The sequence below is a fragment of the Burkholderia sp. AU44665 genome, assembly GCF_030504405.1.
GTDB lineage: Bacteria > Pseudomonadota > Gammaproteobacteria > Burkholderiales > Burkholderiaceae > Burkholderia > Burkholderia semiarida.
The window spans coordinates 11,630-29,014 of sequence record NZ_JAUJRI010000036.1; the positions used below are offsets into that span (position 1 = coordinate 11,630).

Annotated in this window: 7 protein-coding genes; 5 read left to right on the forward strand and 2 right to left on the reverse strand. The window is 68.1% G+C overall.

Annotation, left to right across the window (positions count from 1 at the left end; translation table 11 throughout):
- Positions 1–155 precede the first annotated feature (155 nt).
- Both QZM15_RS32855 and QZM15_RS32860 read right to left on the reverse strand, forming a co-directional pair.
- On the reverse strand, positions 156–1,991 hold the full coding sequence (locus tag QZM15_RS32855) for an alpha/beta hydrolase (protein ID WP_302107948.1): 1,836 nt from the start codon (positions 1,989–1,991) through the stop codon (positions 156–158).
- Between the two features lie 10 nt (positions 1,992–2,001).
- Positions 2,002–2,268 (reverse strand): acyl carrier protein, encoded by a 267-nt coding sequence (locus QZM15_RS32860; RefSeq protein WP_060010806.1) that lies wholly within the window; start codon positions 2,266–2,268, stop codon positions 2,002–2,004.
- A gap of 172 nt (positions 2,269–2,440) precedes the next feature.
- Between QZM15_RS32860 and QZM15_RS32865 the strand changes: the two genes are divergently transcribed.
- The 5 genes from QZM15_RS32865 to QZM15_RS32885 all read left to right on the forward strand — a co-directional run bounded on the left by QZM15_RS32865 (position 2,441) and on the right by QZM15_RS32885 (position 17,371).
- A complete protein-coding gene (locus QZM15_RS32865) occupies positions 2,441–3,187 on the forward strand; it encodes a TenA family transcriptional regulator (RefSeq protein ID WP_059583837.1) in 747 nt (248 codons plus the stop codon).
- Positions 3,188–3,200: 13 nt separating this feature from the next.
- Positions 3,201–4,709: an AMP-binding protein gene (locus tag QZM15_RS32870; RefSeq protein WP_302107949.1), complete on the forward strand. Its 1,509-nt coding sequence runs from the start codon at positions 3,201–3,203 to the stop codon at positions 4,707–4,709.
- A gap of 67 nt (positions 4,710–4,776) precedes the next feature.
- The gene (locus QZM15_RS32875; protein ID WP_302107950.1) at positions 4,777–7,050 is read left to right on the forward strand and encodes an AMP-binding protein; all 2,274 of its coding nucleotides are present in this window, start codon (positions 4,777–4,779) and stop codon (positions 7,048–7,050) included.
- 47 nt (positions 7,051–7,097) lie between these two features.
- Positions 7,098–12,707: a type I polyketide synthase gene (locus tag QZM15_RS32880; RefSeq protein WP_302107951.1), complete on the forward strand. Its 5,610-nt coding sequence runs from the start codon at positions 7,098–7,100 to the stop codon at positions 12,705–12,707.
- The gene (locus QZM15_RS32885; protein WP_302107952.1) at positions 12,704–17,371 is read left to right on the forward strand and encodes a condensation domain-containing protein; all 4,668 of its coding nucleotides are present in this window, start codon (positions 12,704–12,706) and stop codon (positions 17,369–17,371) included. Before QZM15_RS32880 ends, QZM15_RS32885 begins: the two co-directional genes overlap by 4 nt.
- Positions 17,372–17,385: the final 14 nt, after the last annotated feature.

The following is a 17,385-nucleotide window of genomic DNA, read 5'->3' on the forward strand; positions in this document are numbered from 1 at the left end:
ATCTCCGACCAGCGGGTTGGCATTGGCTTGCACGTCGTTCGCGAGCGATACGACGCGATCGGCCGCGTGGGATCCGGCTTGCTGCCACAGTGCGACTTTAGTGATCGATGCGTCGGGCCTGTAACTGTCCGAACGGGCATCGGAAGGCTCGTACGTCACAGTTCGCCCGACTCCATTTCCATCTCCATTTCGACACGGTCGGCCGCCGGGACGATTCGCAGTCTCGGATGCGGCAGTGCGTCGGATGTCACGGCCGGAGCGTCGACGAAAATGCCGACGAGCTTTGCCAGGAGCGCCGCATTCTGATGAACCATGTGATGACTGCCGCCTTGAAGCTCGACCTGGATCGGACGAAGCTGTGCCGACGTAATGGCTCGCGCGCGGATCGCGCACGTCATTTCGTCGTATTCCCCGGTCACGAGCAGCGCGGGGATGCCGGCGATCGACGTGTCGCGTTCGGCCTCGATGCGGTGCGCGCGGAAATTCAGCAATTGCCCGCTGTACTCGATCATGTTCGCCGCCGACACGAACGGCGCGTGCAGCCAGTGACGGGTCGCGGAGTCGGGTAGCGCGAACATCGACGCATGGCCGCCTTCGAGCGCGTCGTTTCGCGCCCGCTTGTCCAGAAGCCCCGTCATCGATCTGGCCATGCTGTCCGCGGCCTTCGGCATGCGCGCGACGAGCGAGCACATCGTGTTGAGATTGTTTTCGTAGGCGCTGTCCGCGCCGTCGTAGTCCTGAGCGCCGGCAAACGACGGGGCGATCAGGCTCATCGACGCGATGCGGCCGGGCAGGGCGCGGGCGAGCGCCAGCGCATATCGGGCGCCTCCGCACCAGCTCGCGACATGAATCGCGTCGATTCCCTCCACGTCGAGCAGTTCAGTCACGCTTCGCGCATAGCGCTCAGGCGCATCGGGGCCCGAATAGTACGCGCGTGTCAGTCCTGCGTCGGCCGGTGCATCGTCGGCGTCGTCCGCCAGATAGAGCGAGAAATCCGGCGCCAATCCGGCCGCGAAGTCGTGCCATACGTCGTGCGGGATGCCGAATGCGTTGATCAGCAACATGGCGCGGGGGCCGCGCCCGGCACTCAGGTACGCGTGCCCGCTGCCGGTCGTGATCCGGCGCGCGGACGGCAGGTCGACAAATCGGGGCGCGTCGCGCCGTTCGTGCCGGGCGGCGTGAGCGGCGACGCGCGCGGCGATCCGGCCCTGCCAGTCGAAGCCGTCGCAGCGCAGTCGGTGAGACGGGATGCCGGGCGGGGGCACGTGCGCGCCGTCCGCGTACCCGAGCAACCGTTCGGCATGCTTCAGATTCGTTTCGAGCAGCGCGAGAACGGCGTCCGCTTCGGCCTCGGCAGCATCGGTTCGGGTCGGAATCGGCACCCGTCGCGCGACGGTTTCGGCGAGTTCGCGCCACGCAATGCGCCGCTCGCCATGCACGACGTGAAGGCCGGGCGACGCTTCCGTCGCAAGCCACGCAAGTACGGCTTCAGCCGTCAGCAGGCAAGCCGCGCCGGCAGCGTCGGCAGGCAACGCCAGCGGCGCTTGCTCGAAGTACGTATCGATACGGCGGCGTACCTCGAACACGGTGTCGGCAACCGCGTCGGCGAGCGTGTCGACGGACGATAGCGATGACGCACCCGCGTCGCCGAAGGCCGTCGTGCCATCGGCGAGCGCATCGCCGAGCACGACGATGCATGCGTTCGCGACGGATGCCGCCGCGACGTCGAGCGCGGCCGAAAGGGTTCGGGGCAACGACGCGAATTCGCGTGTGCGACGAAGGTCGGGATCGTCGATCACGATGGCGAGCCGCCCGGAACCGGATGCGTTCAATGCCTCGCCCAGTTTCGCGAGGCGCGCGTACGTGCCCGTCGTCGCATTGCCGTCGGCCGCCGCACGCAGCGCGTCGAGGTCGCCGGCATCCAGCAGGCAGACGCGGCCGTAGCCGCCGGCCGACGGCATCATGCGTGCATCGAGCGGATGACCGTTCATCGTCATCTCGTTACGCTTTCACGGACAACAGCATTTCCACCAGATCGACCGCGTCGCCGATGGTTTCGAGGTTCGCGACCTGTTCCGTGTGCGATGCAAAGCTGACGCCGAGCCGATCCTCGGTCAGCGCCATCAGCGACAGCAGCGAAATCGAATCGAGCATCAGATCCGATGTGAGCGACGTTTCCCGCGTCAGCATGTCCGGCGCGATATCGAGCGCGGCAATCTGCGGAATCAGTTCGGTAAGCGTAGCGAACACGGTCGCGTGATCGTCCATCGGATTCTCCAAGTGCCGTAGGGGTTCCGCTTTATAGCGTCATGCCATCGCACTGCCTACCTGCACTGACGTACAGGGTTGGCGTACAGGCGAGACACTCGCCCGAACGGACAGGTTTCAGCCTTGAAAGCCGCCATTACATTGCCGGTTACCTCACCGACAGGGAACGATCATGACCCTCACTAACGAAGCCGTGCTGATGGACAAAGCGACGTTTTCCCGCGCGTTGCGCGACACGCTGGACGAGCAGCTCACGCTCGATCATCCGATCTTCGCGGAGTTGTTTACGCCTCAGAAAAACTGGCGGTTGCTGAAGATCATCACGCTCGAGGGATACCAGATCACCCGGTACTTTCTCGAGTACATCGAGAATCTGTACTTCCGCTGCCCGTTTCCCGACCACAAGCGCCGGCTGCTGTACAACCTGTTCGAAGAGGAAACCGGACGCTTCTCGAAAACGAAGAACCATGTCGAGCTCATGGAAGACTTCATTCGCGCGCAAAACATCAGCGACGAGGAGCGCGATGCATGGACGCCGTCCGCGGCCACGCGTGAACTGATCGACTATCGCCTCGAGAACTGCAAGGGCGAGGGCACCTACCATATCGGCGCCGCCGCGGTGATGATCGCGAGCGAAGGGCAGAGCCTGGAAACCCGCGCGGGCGACGCGCGCCACTCCATTCTGGCGAAGTGCTACGGGCTCACCGAGGAGGACACGCGGTTTTTCTCGGTTCACCAGAAAGAGGACGTCGCGCACGTCGCCGAGGGCATCTCGCTCGTGACCGACCTGTGCACGACCGCGCAGATGCAACAGGAAGCGCTGTTCGCGGTGCGCCACACGTGCAAGCTGTTCTGGAACATGTACGAGAGCGCCGCGCAAAAGTACTACGCGTCCGCGGAGGGCGTCGCGCACGCTTGACGGGAAAACGCCGATGATGACCTTCGATGATCTCGTCGCGCGTTTGCGCGGCAGCAGTCATACCCTGACCTTCGTCGACGACAAGGGCGCCGAAACCGTCCGGACCTTTCACGACTTGTTCGAGGACGTGCTCGCCACGGTCGAGCGTGGCAAGGCGATCGGCCTCGTACCGGGCGCGCGCGTCGGCATCGCGGCGCCGAACGGCTATCCGTGGATGGTGTGGGATCTCGCGTGCATCGAGCTCGGCTGCGTGTCGGTCGCTTTCCCGAACGACGGCCTGCCCGACACGTGCGGCGCATTGATCGAGCGCTACCGGCTGAGCGCGCTGGCCGTCGATGCACGATGGCTCGATGCCGCCGAGACGATCGGCGGGCGGATCGTGGACATCGATCCGGCCTGCCGGGGCGATTCGCACACGCGTATCGAGCCGGTGCGGGTCGAGCATGTGCCCGATACCCATTCGCTCGTGTTCAGTTCAGGCACGACGGGCCGGACCAAGGGGCTCGTGATGAGCCGCGGCGGCACCGCGCACCTGCTCGGTCTGTATGGCGACGCATTCGGCGTCGCGCCCGGCGAGCGATTCCTGACGTTCCTGCCGTTCGCGAACTATCAGCAACGGATGACGTACTACTTCTGCCTGTATCACGGGATCGATCTCGTGTCGGTGCCGTTCCACGGGCTCTTCCCGGGGCTCAAGCGGCACCGGCCGACGTTCGTGATCGCGCCGCCGGTGCTGTACGAGACGCTGCATACGCTGGCGCGTGCGGCTGCCGGGCCCGGCAGCGACGCATCGACGCTCGCCGAGCGGCTGAGCGCGCTGACCGGCGGCAACATCCGCTACATGGTCACCGGGATGGCGCCGATCAAGCGCGCGGCGCTCGATTTCTTCTGGGATTGCGGGATCGAGCTGTACGAGGCATTCGGGATCACCGAAGCCGGCATGGTCGCTTGGAACAAGCCCGGACACGTGCGCGTCGGTACGGTCGGCCAGCCGGCCGAGCCCGGCAGCGTCTCGTTGCTGGAAGACGGCGAAGTCGTCGTCACGCGAAACGCCCTGCTGTCGCTCGGCTACTTCGATGCGCCGGAAGAGGATAGTCGCGCGACCTTTATCGCACCGAATGCGGTCGCGACCGGCGACATCGCCGAGTTCGACGGCGACGGTTTTTTGCGCGTCGTCGGCCGCAAGAAGGACGCGATCATCACGAGCAACGGCGAGAAATTCCATCCCGAGCCGATCGAGGCGCTGCTGTATCGCGATCCGCGTGTCGACGTAGCCGTCGTGATGGCGGGCCCGCAGGCGGGGCTCAGTGTCGTCATCGCGACGCGCCGGCCGGACGATCCCGAAGTCACCGACGCGCTGCGCGAGCTCGTCCGCGCGGTCAACGGCACGCTGCCGGCACAACGGCAACTGGTGAAGGTGATTTTCACCGACCGCGCATTCGACGTCGAAAGCGGATTGCGCACGCGCAACCTCAAGCTCAATCGCCGCGCGATCGCGGACGCATTCCTGCGAGACGCGTGAGATCACACCCGTGCGCGGGCTGCCGCGGTCGCGCGGCGGCTCGTACGGACCTCATTCTGGACACACCATGACGACGCATCCGAATCCGAACGTGTTTCAGATGGAAGTCGAACCGACCTCCATCATCGAGACCCTCGCCCATCACACCGAGCGGGACCCCGATCGTGTCGCGCTGACCATCCTGCGCGACGGCGAAGCGATCGAAAGCGAAAGCACGTTCGGCGATCTGCATGCCGGCATGATGCGGGTTGCGCGCGGACTCGCGCAACTGACCGAGCCGGGCGCGCGCGTGCTGCTGCTGTTGCCGACGAGCGCCGAGTTCGTCTGCACCTTCTATGGATGTCTGGCATCGGGGCGCGTCGCCGTGCCCGCCTATCATCCGCAACAGGTACGCAAGGTCGCGCAATGGGCCAAGCTGCACGCGATTGCCGACAATTGCGGCGCGACGCTGATCGTCGCGCCGGCGACGTCGATCGCTACGCTCGAGACCCTGCGCGCGACGCAGCAGCTTTTCACCGGCTGCCAGCTCGTCACGTACGAGGCGCTCGTCGAGGCGGGCGCGCGGGATACGTCGGCGTTGCCGCGGCTGCCGGCGTCGGACGATATCGCTTTCCTCCAATACACGTCCGGATCGACGGGCACGCCGAAGGGCGTGATGATCACGCACGGCAACATCATCGACAATCAACGGTCGATCGCCACGCTGATGCAGCATGATCGCGACACGCGCATGCTGTCGTGGCTGCCGCTCTATCACGACATGGGACTGTCCATGCCGTTGCAGCTCGCGTCGATCGGGCTGTCCGTCGTGCTGATGTCGCCCGTGGCGTTCGTCCAGCAGCCGGGCCGATGGTTGCGCGCGATTTCCGCGCACCGTGCGACGACGTCCGGCGGGCCGAATTTCGCGTATGCGCTGGCCGCCGCCGCGCTCAACGGAACCGACGACGGGGCGCGGCTCGATCTGTCCAGCTGGCGTGTCGCCTTCTGCGGCGCGGAGCCGATTCATCGCCAGACCGTCACCGATTTCATCGACGCCGCACGCCCGCACGGCTTCGCGCCCGGGTCGTTCTATCCGTGCTACGGGATGGCCGAGGCGACGCTGATCGTGTCGGGCGTGCCGTGTGGCGAAGGCGCCTACTATCTGGACGTCGATAACGTGAAGCTCGCCGCGGGCATCGTCGAACCGGTTCGGCCCGGCGACGCGAACGCGAAGAGTCTCGTGTCGTGCGGCGGCACGCCGCCCGGCACCGAAATCCGGATCGCGGGCCGCGATGGCCGGCCGGTGGCCGACCCGAACGGTGTCGGCGAGATCTGGGTGCGCGGCGGCGCGATCGGCGTCGGCTACTACGGCAACCCTGAAGCGACGCGCTCGACGTTCGGCGCGCACTTCGACGACGAACCCGGCGCCGAACCCGACGCACGTCCGTTCCTGCGCACGGGCGACCTGGGCGCGATCGTCGACGGCCGCCTGTACGTGACCGGCCGCGTGAAGGACATGTTGATCGTTCGCGGGCGCAATCTGTATCCGCAGGATATCGAGGCGTGCGTGCAGGACGCCGTGCCGGCGTTGCGCCGCGGGTGTGGCGCCGCCGTATCGGTGCAGGCGGACGGGGAAGAGAAGCTCGTGATCATCCAGGAAGTCGGTCGCACCGCGCGCCGGACGATGGATCTCGACGCAACGCTGCGCGCGATGGTGGTCGCGATCGGCGAGGACTTCGGCGTCACGCCGCACGCGATCGTGCTGGTCGAACCGGCGACCATCGAAAAAACCTCCAGCGGCAAGATCGCGCGCGCGCTGTGTCGTCGTGCGTATCTGCAAGGCGAGTTGCGCGCCGTCGCCAGCTGGACCGACGGCGCCTATGCGAAGGATGCCGGCGCTTCGCGGGACGGCGCGGTGGCGCCGACCGTTTCCTCGGCCTCGACCCTTTCCGGACCGATGCTGCTCGAGCGCGAGATCGCGGACCGTATCGTACGGATCGTCGCCGAGCGGCTCAGGATCGCCGAGACGCAGGTGTCGCGCACGGCCGCATGGGTCGAGATGGGTTTCGATTCGATGAGCGCGCTCCAGTTTTCGTTGAAGGTGCAGCACGCGATCGGGCTGACGTTCGACGCGGCCGTGCTGTGGGACTGTTCGAACGTCGAGCAGCTTGCGGCGCACCTGGCGCGGATGCAGGGCGCGGCGGATGCGTTGCGATCGAGCGACGCGCCCGCGTCGGCCGCCCCGCACGCGCGTTCCGCGCCGGTCGACGGCGGCGCCGAGACGCCGCACACCGCGGAGCAGCTTGCGGCGCTCTCCGACGAGCAGGCCGAAGCGCTGCTGCTCAAAGCGCTGCAGCGCTGAGCGCATCCCCCGGCAGTCCCGTTCCGCGAACGTCTGGAGTTGTACACATGATCGAGTCCAATCGGGCGCCTGCCGCGCCCCTTACCCCCGTGAAGCAGGCGCTGCTGAAGATAGACGCGCTGCAACGCGAACTCGCGCAGACGCGCAGCGCGATGAACGAGCCGATCGCCATCGTCGGCATGGGCTGCCGCCTGCCCGGCGGCGCGGATTCCGCCGACGCGCTCTGGTCGATGCTCGCGGCCGGCACCGACGCCGTCGGCCCCGTGCCGGCCGACCGATGGACCGATGCGGTCTACGATCCGCGGCCGGGCCGTCGCGACACGAGCTACAGCAGGCATGGCGGGTTCATCGACGACGTCGATCGTTTCGATGCGGGATTCTTCGGCGTGTCGGAGCGCGAGGCCCCGCACATCGATCCGCAGCAGCGGCTGCTGCTCGAATGCACGTGGCGTGCACTCGAGGACGCCGGCTTTTCGCGAGAAACGATCGCGTCGTACCGAACCGGCGTGTTCGTCGGCTCGTCGGTCGACGACTACGCGCGTGTCAGCGAGAGCGTGTCGGGCGACGCGCTCAGCTATGCGCAGACGTCGCTCGGGACCGCGCGGCCCTTCGCGGCCGGACGTATTTCCTATCTGTTCGGATTTCATGGCCCGGCGCTGCATCTCGACACCGCGTGCTCGTCGTCGCTCGTCGCCGTTCATCTGGCGTGCCACAGCCTGCGCACCCGCGAGTCCGATGTCGCATTCGCGGGCGGCGTCAACCTGATGCTGTCGCCGGAGATGACGATCGCGCTGAGCGAGCTTCAGGCGCTGTCGCCGAGCGGTCGCTGCCGGACCTTCGACGCGGCCGCCGACGGCTACGTGCGCGGCGAAGGCTGCGGCGTCGTCACGCTGATGCGGCTGTCCGATGCGCGCGCGCAGGGCAGGCCGATCCGGGCGGTGATCCGCGGCTCCGCCGTCAATCACGACGGGCGCAGCAACGGGATGACGGCACCGAACGGCCGTGCGCAACGCGACGTGATCCGCGAGGCGCTCGAGCACGCCGGCGTATCGCCGGCCGACGTCGATTACGTCGAGGCGCACGGCACCGGCACGCCGCTCGGCGATCCGATCGAGCTGCGTGCGCTCGAGGACGTGTACTGCCGAGATGCGAATCGCACCGGCGACCTGTACGTCGGCAGCATCAAGACGAATATCGGGCACCTCGAGTCGGCCGCCGCGGTCGCCGGGCTGATGAAGGTCGTTTGCGCGCTGCAAAAGGGCGAACTGCCGCGGCACCTGCATTTCGATACGCCGACCGCGCACGTCGACTGGCATGCCAACCGTATTCGCGTCGCGACCGAGCATGCGGCATGGCCGTCGTCGCGACCGGGCCGGCGCGTGGCGGCGATCAGCTCGTTCGGCATGAGCGGCACGAACGCGCATCTGATCGTCGAGGCGTGGGAGGAGGCGCGCGCTGCGGGACCCGCTGCGGACGTCGCGCCAGCCGGGCACGCGCGTCACGACATCTGGCCGTTGTCCGCACACACGGCGCCGATGCTGAAGCAGACGATCGAAGACTGCGCGGCGCACGTGCGGGCACACGCATCGTTGGCGCCCGACGCGGTCGCCAGCGCGCTGCGCGTCGCGCGCGACAGTCATCGGCATCGCGTGGCGATCGTCGCGGATTCTCGCGACGCGCTGCTCGATGCGCTGTCGGACGCGGCGCGGGCCACGACCGTCCGGGGCGGGCAGCCCGGGGGCGTTCGCGACCGCCTTGCGTTCCTGTTTACCGGCCAGGGCGCGCAGCGCGCCGGGATGGCTCGGCAGCTCTATCGGGATTTCGCGCCGTTTCGCGACGTATTCGACGCGTGCGATGGTCATATCGAGGCGCAAGGAGAACTGTCGCTCGCGGATGTGCTGTGGGGCGACCATCAGGACCGGATAGACGACACGCGTCACACGCAGCCTGCGATGTTCGCGCTCGAAGTCGCGCTCGCGCGCTTGTGGATGCACTGGGGCGTCGTGCCCGACGTCGTGATGGGCCACAGTATCGGCGAGTACGCGGCTGCGTGCATCGCCGGCGTGTTCTCGATCGAGGACGGCTGCCGCCTCGTGGCGGCGCGCGGGCGCTTGATGGATACGCTCACCGCGCCGGGCCGCGCGCTCGCGGTGTTCGCCAGCGTGCGTCACGTCGCCGATGCCGTGCGCGACTACCCCGGACGGGTCGCGATCGCCGCGGACAACGCACCGGAGAACGTGCTGGTGTCGGGCGATCCGGACGCCATCGAATCGATCGCGCGGCTGTTCGCGTCGCGCGGCATCGCGACGAAGGCGCTGGCGGCATCGCGCGCATTCCATTCGCCGCTGATGGAGCCGATGCTGGCCGAATTCGGCGCGGTCGCCGCGACCGTGCGGTATCGCGCGCCGGCGATTCCGATCGTGTCCAACGTGACGGGGCGATTCGAGGCCGAGCGCCTGTGCGACCCCGCGTACTGGGTCGAGCACGTCCGGGCCACGGTGGCCTTCCGCGCGGGTGTCGGCGCGCTCCTCGACGACAAGGTGACGACGCTCGTCGAGATCGGGCCCGGCAAGACGCTTTCGAGCCTCGTCACCGCATGCATGGCGGAGCGGGCAGACCGTGACAACGTGATCGCGCTGCCATCGATGAACAGCGACGGGCGCGAGACCGAGCAGTTGTTGCGCGCATTGGGCCATGTCTACATGTGCGGCCGTCGTGTCGACTGGCATGCGTACGAGCGCTCCCGCACCGGTGTGCCGATGCGGCAGGCCGCGCGCCGCGGCGTGCTGCCGCCGTACCCGCTCGAAGCATCCCGTTACTGGGTGAATGCGCGGGAGCCGGCGCAGCGGGCGCACGTGCTGACGCGCGCGGCCGACCCGCGTCGGGCCGCCGATCGCGGCGTGCTGGGCCGGCGCCTCGCGATCCCGGGATCGGACCCGCGTCGCTACGAGAGTCAGGTGTCCGATCGGCATCTGCCGTTTCTGGGCGGGCACCGGGTGCATGGGCAACTCGTTTTCCCGGCGGCAGGGTTCGTCGAGGCGCTGCTCGATGCCGCATCGCGACGCGATGGCGCCGACGCGGCATCCGCGGCCGGCCGCTGGCTCGTCGCGCAAGCGGTGTCGTTCGATCACGCGCTCACGCTGGAGCCGGGCAAGGCGGTGACGTTCGGCACCGTCGTGCACGCGGCCGGTGCCGAACAGCCGGGCGACGAAGGCGCGCGGATCGACATTCACGCGTGTCACGACACGGCCGCCGCCGAGCCCGAATGGACGCTGCAATGCGCCGCGCGGATCGGGACGGCGCACGTCGTCCCCGACGTGCCGGCGCTCGACGCATGGCGCGCGCAATGCCGCGACGCGTTGCCCGTCGACGGCTTCTACGCGCGCTTGCATGCGACCGGCCTCGCGTATGACGGCGCGTTTCGCTCGATTCGCGCGCTGTCGCGAGGCGGCGATGCGGCGCTGGTTCGAATCGACATGGAGCCGGATGGCACGGACGACCTCGTCCGCATCGTTCATCCGGCGCTGCTCGACAATGCGTTTCAGGCCGTCGCGGGCGCGCTGTGGGATGCGGAGCTGAACACCGCCTTCGTGCCGATCGGCATCGAACGGATCGCCTGCTTGCCGATGCCCGGCGTGCGGGCGGCGTGGTGCGCGGTGCGAGCCCGGGTGAAGCGAAGCCTGGCCACCGCGGATCTCTGGTTATACGACGACGCGGGCTGCTGCGTCGCCGTCGTCTCCGGACTGCGGCTGATGGCCGTCGACCCGCGCCGATTTCAACCGGCCGCGCGGCCTGTCGCGCTGAACACGCTCGTCTGGCGCCCGCTTGCGCTCACGCATGAAGCGGCCGGCGCACGCGCGAACGTCGTGCTGATCGGCAACGGTTCCGCGCTGGATGCGATGCTGCCGCATGCATGTGAAGGCGCCGGCGACGCATGTGCGATCGCGGCGCTGCCGGCCAACGACCCGTTCGACGGCGAGGACGGCGCCCGGCGCATTCGCGCTGCGCTCGACGAGGCGCTCGCAGGCCTGGATGCGCGACCCACCGTGCTGCTCTACACGTGGCCGTCAATCGACGATGCGACATCGGAAGACGAGCTCGCCGCTGTCGGCGCAGCTTACCGGCGCTTCGCGAACGTCTGGCGCGAAGTGCAGTCGGCCCGCTGGCCGGAGGGCCCGCCGACCGTATGCATCGTGACCCAGGCGGCGCAGCGCGTGCCGGGCATCGACGCGCGCGTGTCGCCGTTTCAGGCGGCCGCCTGGGGCATCGCCCGCAGCCTGATGCACGAGAGCGGCGACATGCCGGTGTTGGCGGTCGATCTGCCGGCGCCGGATGCGACGTCGTGCGCGAGCGCGCTGGCTGCGCTGGCGGGCGCCGCGCAGAGCGGCGAGACGCAGTTCGTGTCGCATGGCGACGCCGTATACGTCCCGCGGCTCGTCGCACGCGACGCCGGCGCGGCGCAATCGCTCGCGCGCGGCGCCTATCTGGTGACGGGCGGGCGCGGTGCGATCGGCACGCGGGTGATCGAGCAGTTGATCCGCAACGGCGTGCCGAAGATCGTGTCGGCCAGCCGTCAGTTGCCCGCCGACAGCGAACGCGCACGGCTGGCCTCGATCGCCGATGCGCACGGCACGATCGTCGAATTCGTGGCGGCCGACGTCGCCGCGGCCGCCGACGTGCACGCGCTCGTCCATGCGCTCGAGGCGGATTCCGCGCATCCGCTCGTGGGCGTCCTGCATGCGGCGGGCATGCTGGATGACGGCCTGCTTGCCACCCAGCCGATGACCGACGTATTGAAGGTGCTCGCGCCGAAAGTCGCGGGAACGTTGAATCTGCATCGCGCGACCGCGCATCTGCCGCTTCGGCACTTCGTATCGTTTTCGTCGATCGTGGCCTGCATCGGCTCGCCGGGACAATGTGCGTACGCCGCCGCGAACGCCTACGTGGACGCGCTGACGGCGTTGCGCAACCAGGACGGCCTGCCCGGACACACGATGAACTGGGGCCTGTGGGGCGGCAACGGGATGGTCGATCAGCTCGACGCGCGGCAACTGCGCCGCATCGCATCGTTCGGCCTCGAGCCGATCGAGCCGGACGTCGCCTTGCGCCTGTTCGACACGCTGGTGGCCGAGCCCGACGGGCAGACGCAGATCTGGAGCGTGGACGTCGATACGTTGATCAAGCGCAGCCCGAGCCGGGCGATGGGGACGCTGTTGTCCGCGCTCGTGCCGCCGGCGCCGCCGGCGAATCGCCCGGCCGGTGCCGGCCCCGACTTGCGCGAGCGCATGGCGGGGTTGCCGGACGACGCGCGCATGCAGGTGCTGCGCGGATACCTGACCGATGCGATCGCCGCGACCCTGCATACGTCGACCGAGCGGATCGCGCCGGATATCCCGCTGATCGAGCTCGGGCTCGATTCGCTGATGGCCGCGGAATTCCGCAATGCATTGCGCGGCGAGCTGGGCGTCGACGTCCCGTTCGGACGATTGCTCGAAGGCGCGACCATCGACGACGTCGTGCGCACCATCGTGGCGACGCTCGATCGCGGCGAGCCGCGGGCGCTCGATGGCACATCGCCGCCGCGCGCCGTGGACCGGATCGACGTGGTGTCCGCAGAAGCGACGTTCGGCGTGGAAATGGAAGGAGGAGAGCTGTGAGCTCGATCGAATTCATCAACGAACTGGCCGGGCGCGGAATCGAGCTGTGGACCCAGGACGGCAAGCTGCAATACAAGGCGCCGAAGGGCGCCGTGACACCTTCGCTCGTCGACGAGCTGAAGACCCACAAGGCGACGCTCATCGCGCTGCTCGAGCAGTTTGCGGGAACGGCGGGCACCTACCCGCTTTCGTTTGCGCAGAAGTCGCTCTGGTCGCTGCATCAGCTCAATCCCGACAGCGCGGCATACAACGTGACATACGCGACGCGCCTCGACGACGACGTCGACATATCCACGCTGCGCCGCTGCGTCGACTATCTGATCGCACGCCACCCGATCCTGCGCACCGCGTACCGCGTGATCGACGGCGAGCCGCGTCAGCAGGTAGGGTCGCAGGCGCGCGCCCAGTTCTCGGTCGATCGCGTGTTCGTGGCCGACGAAGCCGCGATCCGCCGGTGGATCGACGAAGAGTCGAATCGCCCGTTCGACCTGACGCAGTCGCCGATCCGCCTCAAGCTGCTGCTGAACGAACACGACGGTGCCGACGCGATTCGCGTGGTGCTGCTGTTGAACGTTCACCACATCGCCGCCGATTTCTGGTCGCTCGAGATCCTGCTCAACGAGCTGCGCGCGCTTTACCGGCTCGCCTGCGCGGGGGAGCCGCTGAAGTTGCCGCCTCTGCCGGTGCAGTACAAGGATTGTGTCGAACACGAGCGCGCGCGGCTCGACGGGGCGGACGGCGAGCATCTCGCGGCGTTCTGGCGGCGTGAGCTGGCACACGGATTTCCGGTGTTGAGCCTGGCGACCGACCGGTTGCGCCCGCCGCGCAAAACCGAGCATGGCCGCATCTACGACCGGCCGCTCGGGGCGGCGCTTTCGCATCAGGTGCGCGACACGGCCAGGCTGCTGCGGGTGACACCGTACATGCTGCTGCTCGCGGTCTACCAACTGCATCTTCACCTTCATACCGGGCAGGCGCGATTGATGATCGGCGCACCGACTTCCGGGCGCAATGCGCCGGGCAGCGAAAGCGTGGTCGGTCATTTCGTGAACACGGTCGTGCTCGCGTGTGAAGTCCGGCCCGACGATTCGTTCGACGCGCTGCTGCGACGCACGCGCGACATGATGCTGCGCGTGCTCGATCACCAGGATTATCCGTTTCCGCTGCTGGTCGATGCACTGCGTCCGGCGCGCGATCCGAGCCGATCGCCGATCTACCAGGTGATGTACAACTGGAACCAGGCTCGCGGCGATTTCGCGGCCGAAGGCGGCAGCGGCGCGCCGTTCTATCGCGAACGCCTCGCCGCATCGAGCACCGGTACGCGTGGCGCGACACACGACCTGACGCTCAACGTGCAGGATCTCGGCGACGACTATCTGACCGCCTGGACGTTCAATACGGATCTGTTCGACATCGGAACGATCGAGCGATTCGCGAGCCAGTATGCACACCTCGTGGGACAGGTGGTGGCCGATGCGAGCCGTCCTTTGCGCCAGTACGCGCTCGCGGCCGAGCCTGTCGACGATGCGCGAAACCGCATTGCCGCGGCCGATGCGTTCGTCGGCCGCGCCGGCTGTGCCGAGTCCGATATGACGCAGGATGCATCGCGCGTGGTCTGGCAATTCGACGATCGCGCGATCCGCCACGGTGAGATTCACGATGCCGTGCGCGCCGTTCGTGCGCAACTGGATGCCGCCGGGATCGGTGTCGGCAAACGTGTCGAACTCCGGATGCGCAGTGTCGCCGAGCGCGCGGTCGCGTTGCTCGCCATCCGCGCCGTCGGCGCGTGCCATACCGTGTCGGGCGACACGGCCGACGCCGTGTGCCGCGGGCGTGGCGACGGCTGGTCCGGCTGGGAGATCGATGCGATCGACGTGGTGCATGCGCGCGATGTCGCCGCGCGTGGCGACGGCGTTGCCGCGGGCGAAGCGTCGGCGGTCGAGCCGCTGCTCGACTATGTCGGTCAACTGCTCCATCTCGACGCCCACGCAACGGTGCTCGTTCCGCATGGCGCGCATGGCGGGCTGTCGGCAGCGGCGCTGGCCCGGGCCGTGGTGGTCGGCGGCGCGGCGCGACTGTCCGGGCGGGCGTCGATCGAAGCGCTTGCTTCCGGCGATCCGGCGGTCGCGAAGATCGCGTACGCCGAACTCGACCGCTTGCTCGCGGACGGCCCGTCGCTCATCCTGCCGTCGCTTCTGTTGCAGCGTGCCGATGTTGCCGGCATCGGGCGAGCACGCGCGCTCGTGGCTTACGGCGAGCATCCGCACCCGTTGACGTCGTTCGCCGCAACCAGCCGGGCACCCACAGCGGCGTACTTCGTCCCGGTGCGGTGCGCGGACGCCGGTTCGGCGCTGTGCGCGTTCGCGGCGGGGCCGGCAGGCTGGCAATTGCTGGCGCCGTCGTATCCGGGGCGCATTGCGTTCGCGCTCGGCGCGTCCGGTACGTTCGCCGACGATCGTCAGGCCGGCACACTGCATTTCTTCGACGGCGCGTCCGTCCGTGCGTCGGTTGGGGGAGCTTCAATCGAAACCGCGCCACCGGACCGGATGCTGATACCCACCGGCGTGCCGGTCGTCCGCCGCGGCGACGCCCTGCTGTGCGTGGATCCTTCGCTACGGGTGGCGCATCACCGGCCCGTGCCTATCGAGATCGGCACGGTCGAGCAGGCCATCTCCGCGGTCCCCGGCGTGGCCGCCGTCGCATGCGCGTGCGTCGTTCAGGACACACAGGAAATGCTGGTCGCCTATCTCGTCGCGGATGATGGCCACGCGGATGCGCATGCACTCGAAAACGCGGTTCGTTCGGCATTGAAGCATGCGTTGCCGGATTCGATGCACCCTGACGCGATCATGGTGCTCGACCGGCTGCCGCTCGACGCGGGCGGCGCACTCGATGCAAGCGTGCTTCCGCCGCCTCGCGCGCGCGAGCGGGGCGACCGTAGCGCGTCGACCGACATCGAACGCAAACTCGCCGCGATCTGGGCCGACGTTCTCGGCCAGCCTTCGGTCGGCGTCGATCAGGACTTCTTCGAATTGGGCGGCGATTCGATTCTCGCCGCGGTCATCGTATCGCGGGCCGCGCTCGACGGCATGTACTTGAAGCCGCAGGACATCTTCCTGCATACGACCGTGGCGGGTCTGGCGACGGTGGTGCGCGAGACGCCGGGTCTCGACGTCGATCAGGGGCCCGTGCACGGCGAGACGGTGCTCGGTCCGGCGGCGCAATGGTTCGTCGAGCGCGTCGACGTCGATCGGTCGCACTTCAACCAGGCACTGCTCGTTCCGCTCGGGGAGACGCCCGACGCGAACATCATGGCCGAGGCGCTCCGCGTCGTCGTGCGCCATCACGACGTGCTGCGCTCGCATTTCGTCGCGCACGGCGACGGGATGCGGCACGCGTTTGCCGGCGACGGCGGCGCCGATACCGTCGATTTTGCGATCGTTCCGTGTATCGACTCGGCCGGCCGGCATTGCGAACGCACGTGGCGCGCGGCGATCGACGCGGCGCAGAGCGGCCTCGACCTCGAGGGCGGCCGGCTCATGGCGGTCAGGTGGCTCGAAAGCACCGGCGTGTCGAGCAGCCGGCTACTGATCGTCGTCCATCACATGGCGATCGACGGCGTGTCCTGGAGCATCCTGCTGCAGGATCTGGCCGATTGCTATCTGCGGCTGCGTGCCCGCACGGCGGCGGCGTTGCCGCCGAAGACGACCTCCGTGAAGGCATGGGTCGACCAGTGGCTTGCCCTGGCGCAGGGCGATGCGCTCGACGACGATCGTCGCTACTGGCGAAGCGTGAACGCACGGGTGCGCGACGTACTGGCCGGGCCGAAACGAGTCGCGCTGATGCGTCACGGGCTGACCTCGATCGTTCAGCATGCTTATCAGGAATCGTCGCTCAGTTGCGCGATCACGCTCGATGCCGATCTGACGCACGCGTTTCGAACCACGGCGCCGCGTGCCTATGGAACCGACGCCAACGATCTGCTCATTGCCGCGCTGCACGCGGGCTTTCATGCATGGAGCGGCTGCGACGCGCTGCTGGTGGACGTCGAGGGGCACGGCCGGGACGCACTCGGCGACGCGGTCGACCTGAGCCGCACGATCGGCTGGTTCACGTCGATCTATCCGGTACTGATCGACACGCCGGCTACGGTCGCGGATCCGTCGACGCTCATCAAGTCGGTCAAGGCACGACTGCGCGAGGTGCCGCGCAAGGGCGCGAGCTATGGCGTGCTCCGCTATCTCGACACGAAGCCGCAGGCTGGCGACGAGGCACTGACGTCGTTTCCGCGGGCGCCGATCCTGTTTACCTACCTCGGTCAACTGGAGCAATTGTCGGGGCCGTCGTCGCCGTTGTACGGCGGGCCGCCCGAACCGGCGCCCGGCATCCGCAGCCCGCGCCAGCGGCGCACGCACCTGCTGGACATCGTCGCGTACGTGTCGCGCGGCAGGCTGACCGTGGAGGCCGGCTTCTTCGGGGTGCCGGGCGTCGACGAAAGCATCGGCTGCCTCATGTGCCGCGTCGAGGAGGCGCTGACGACGCTGATTCGTCATTGCAGCGCCGACGGAGCGGGCGGCCTGACACCCGACGACGTTCCTCAACTCGATGTCGACCAGGATGCGCTTGACGCGCTGTTGAATGAAATCGACGCACTCGAGCGCTGAACGAGGCGGCGCGC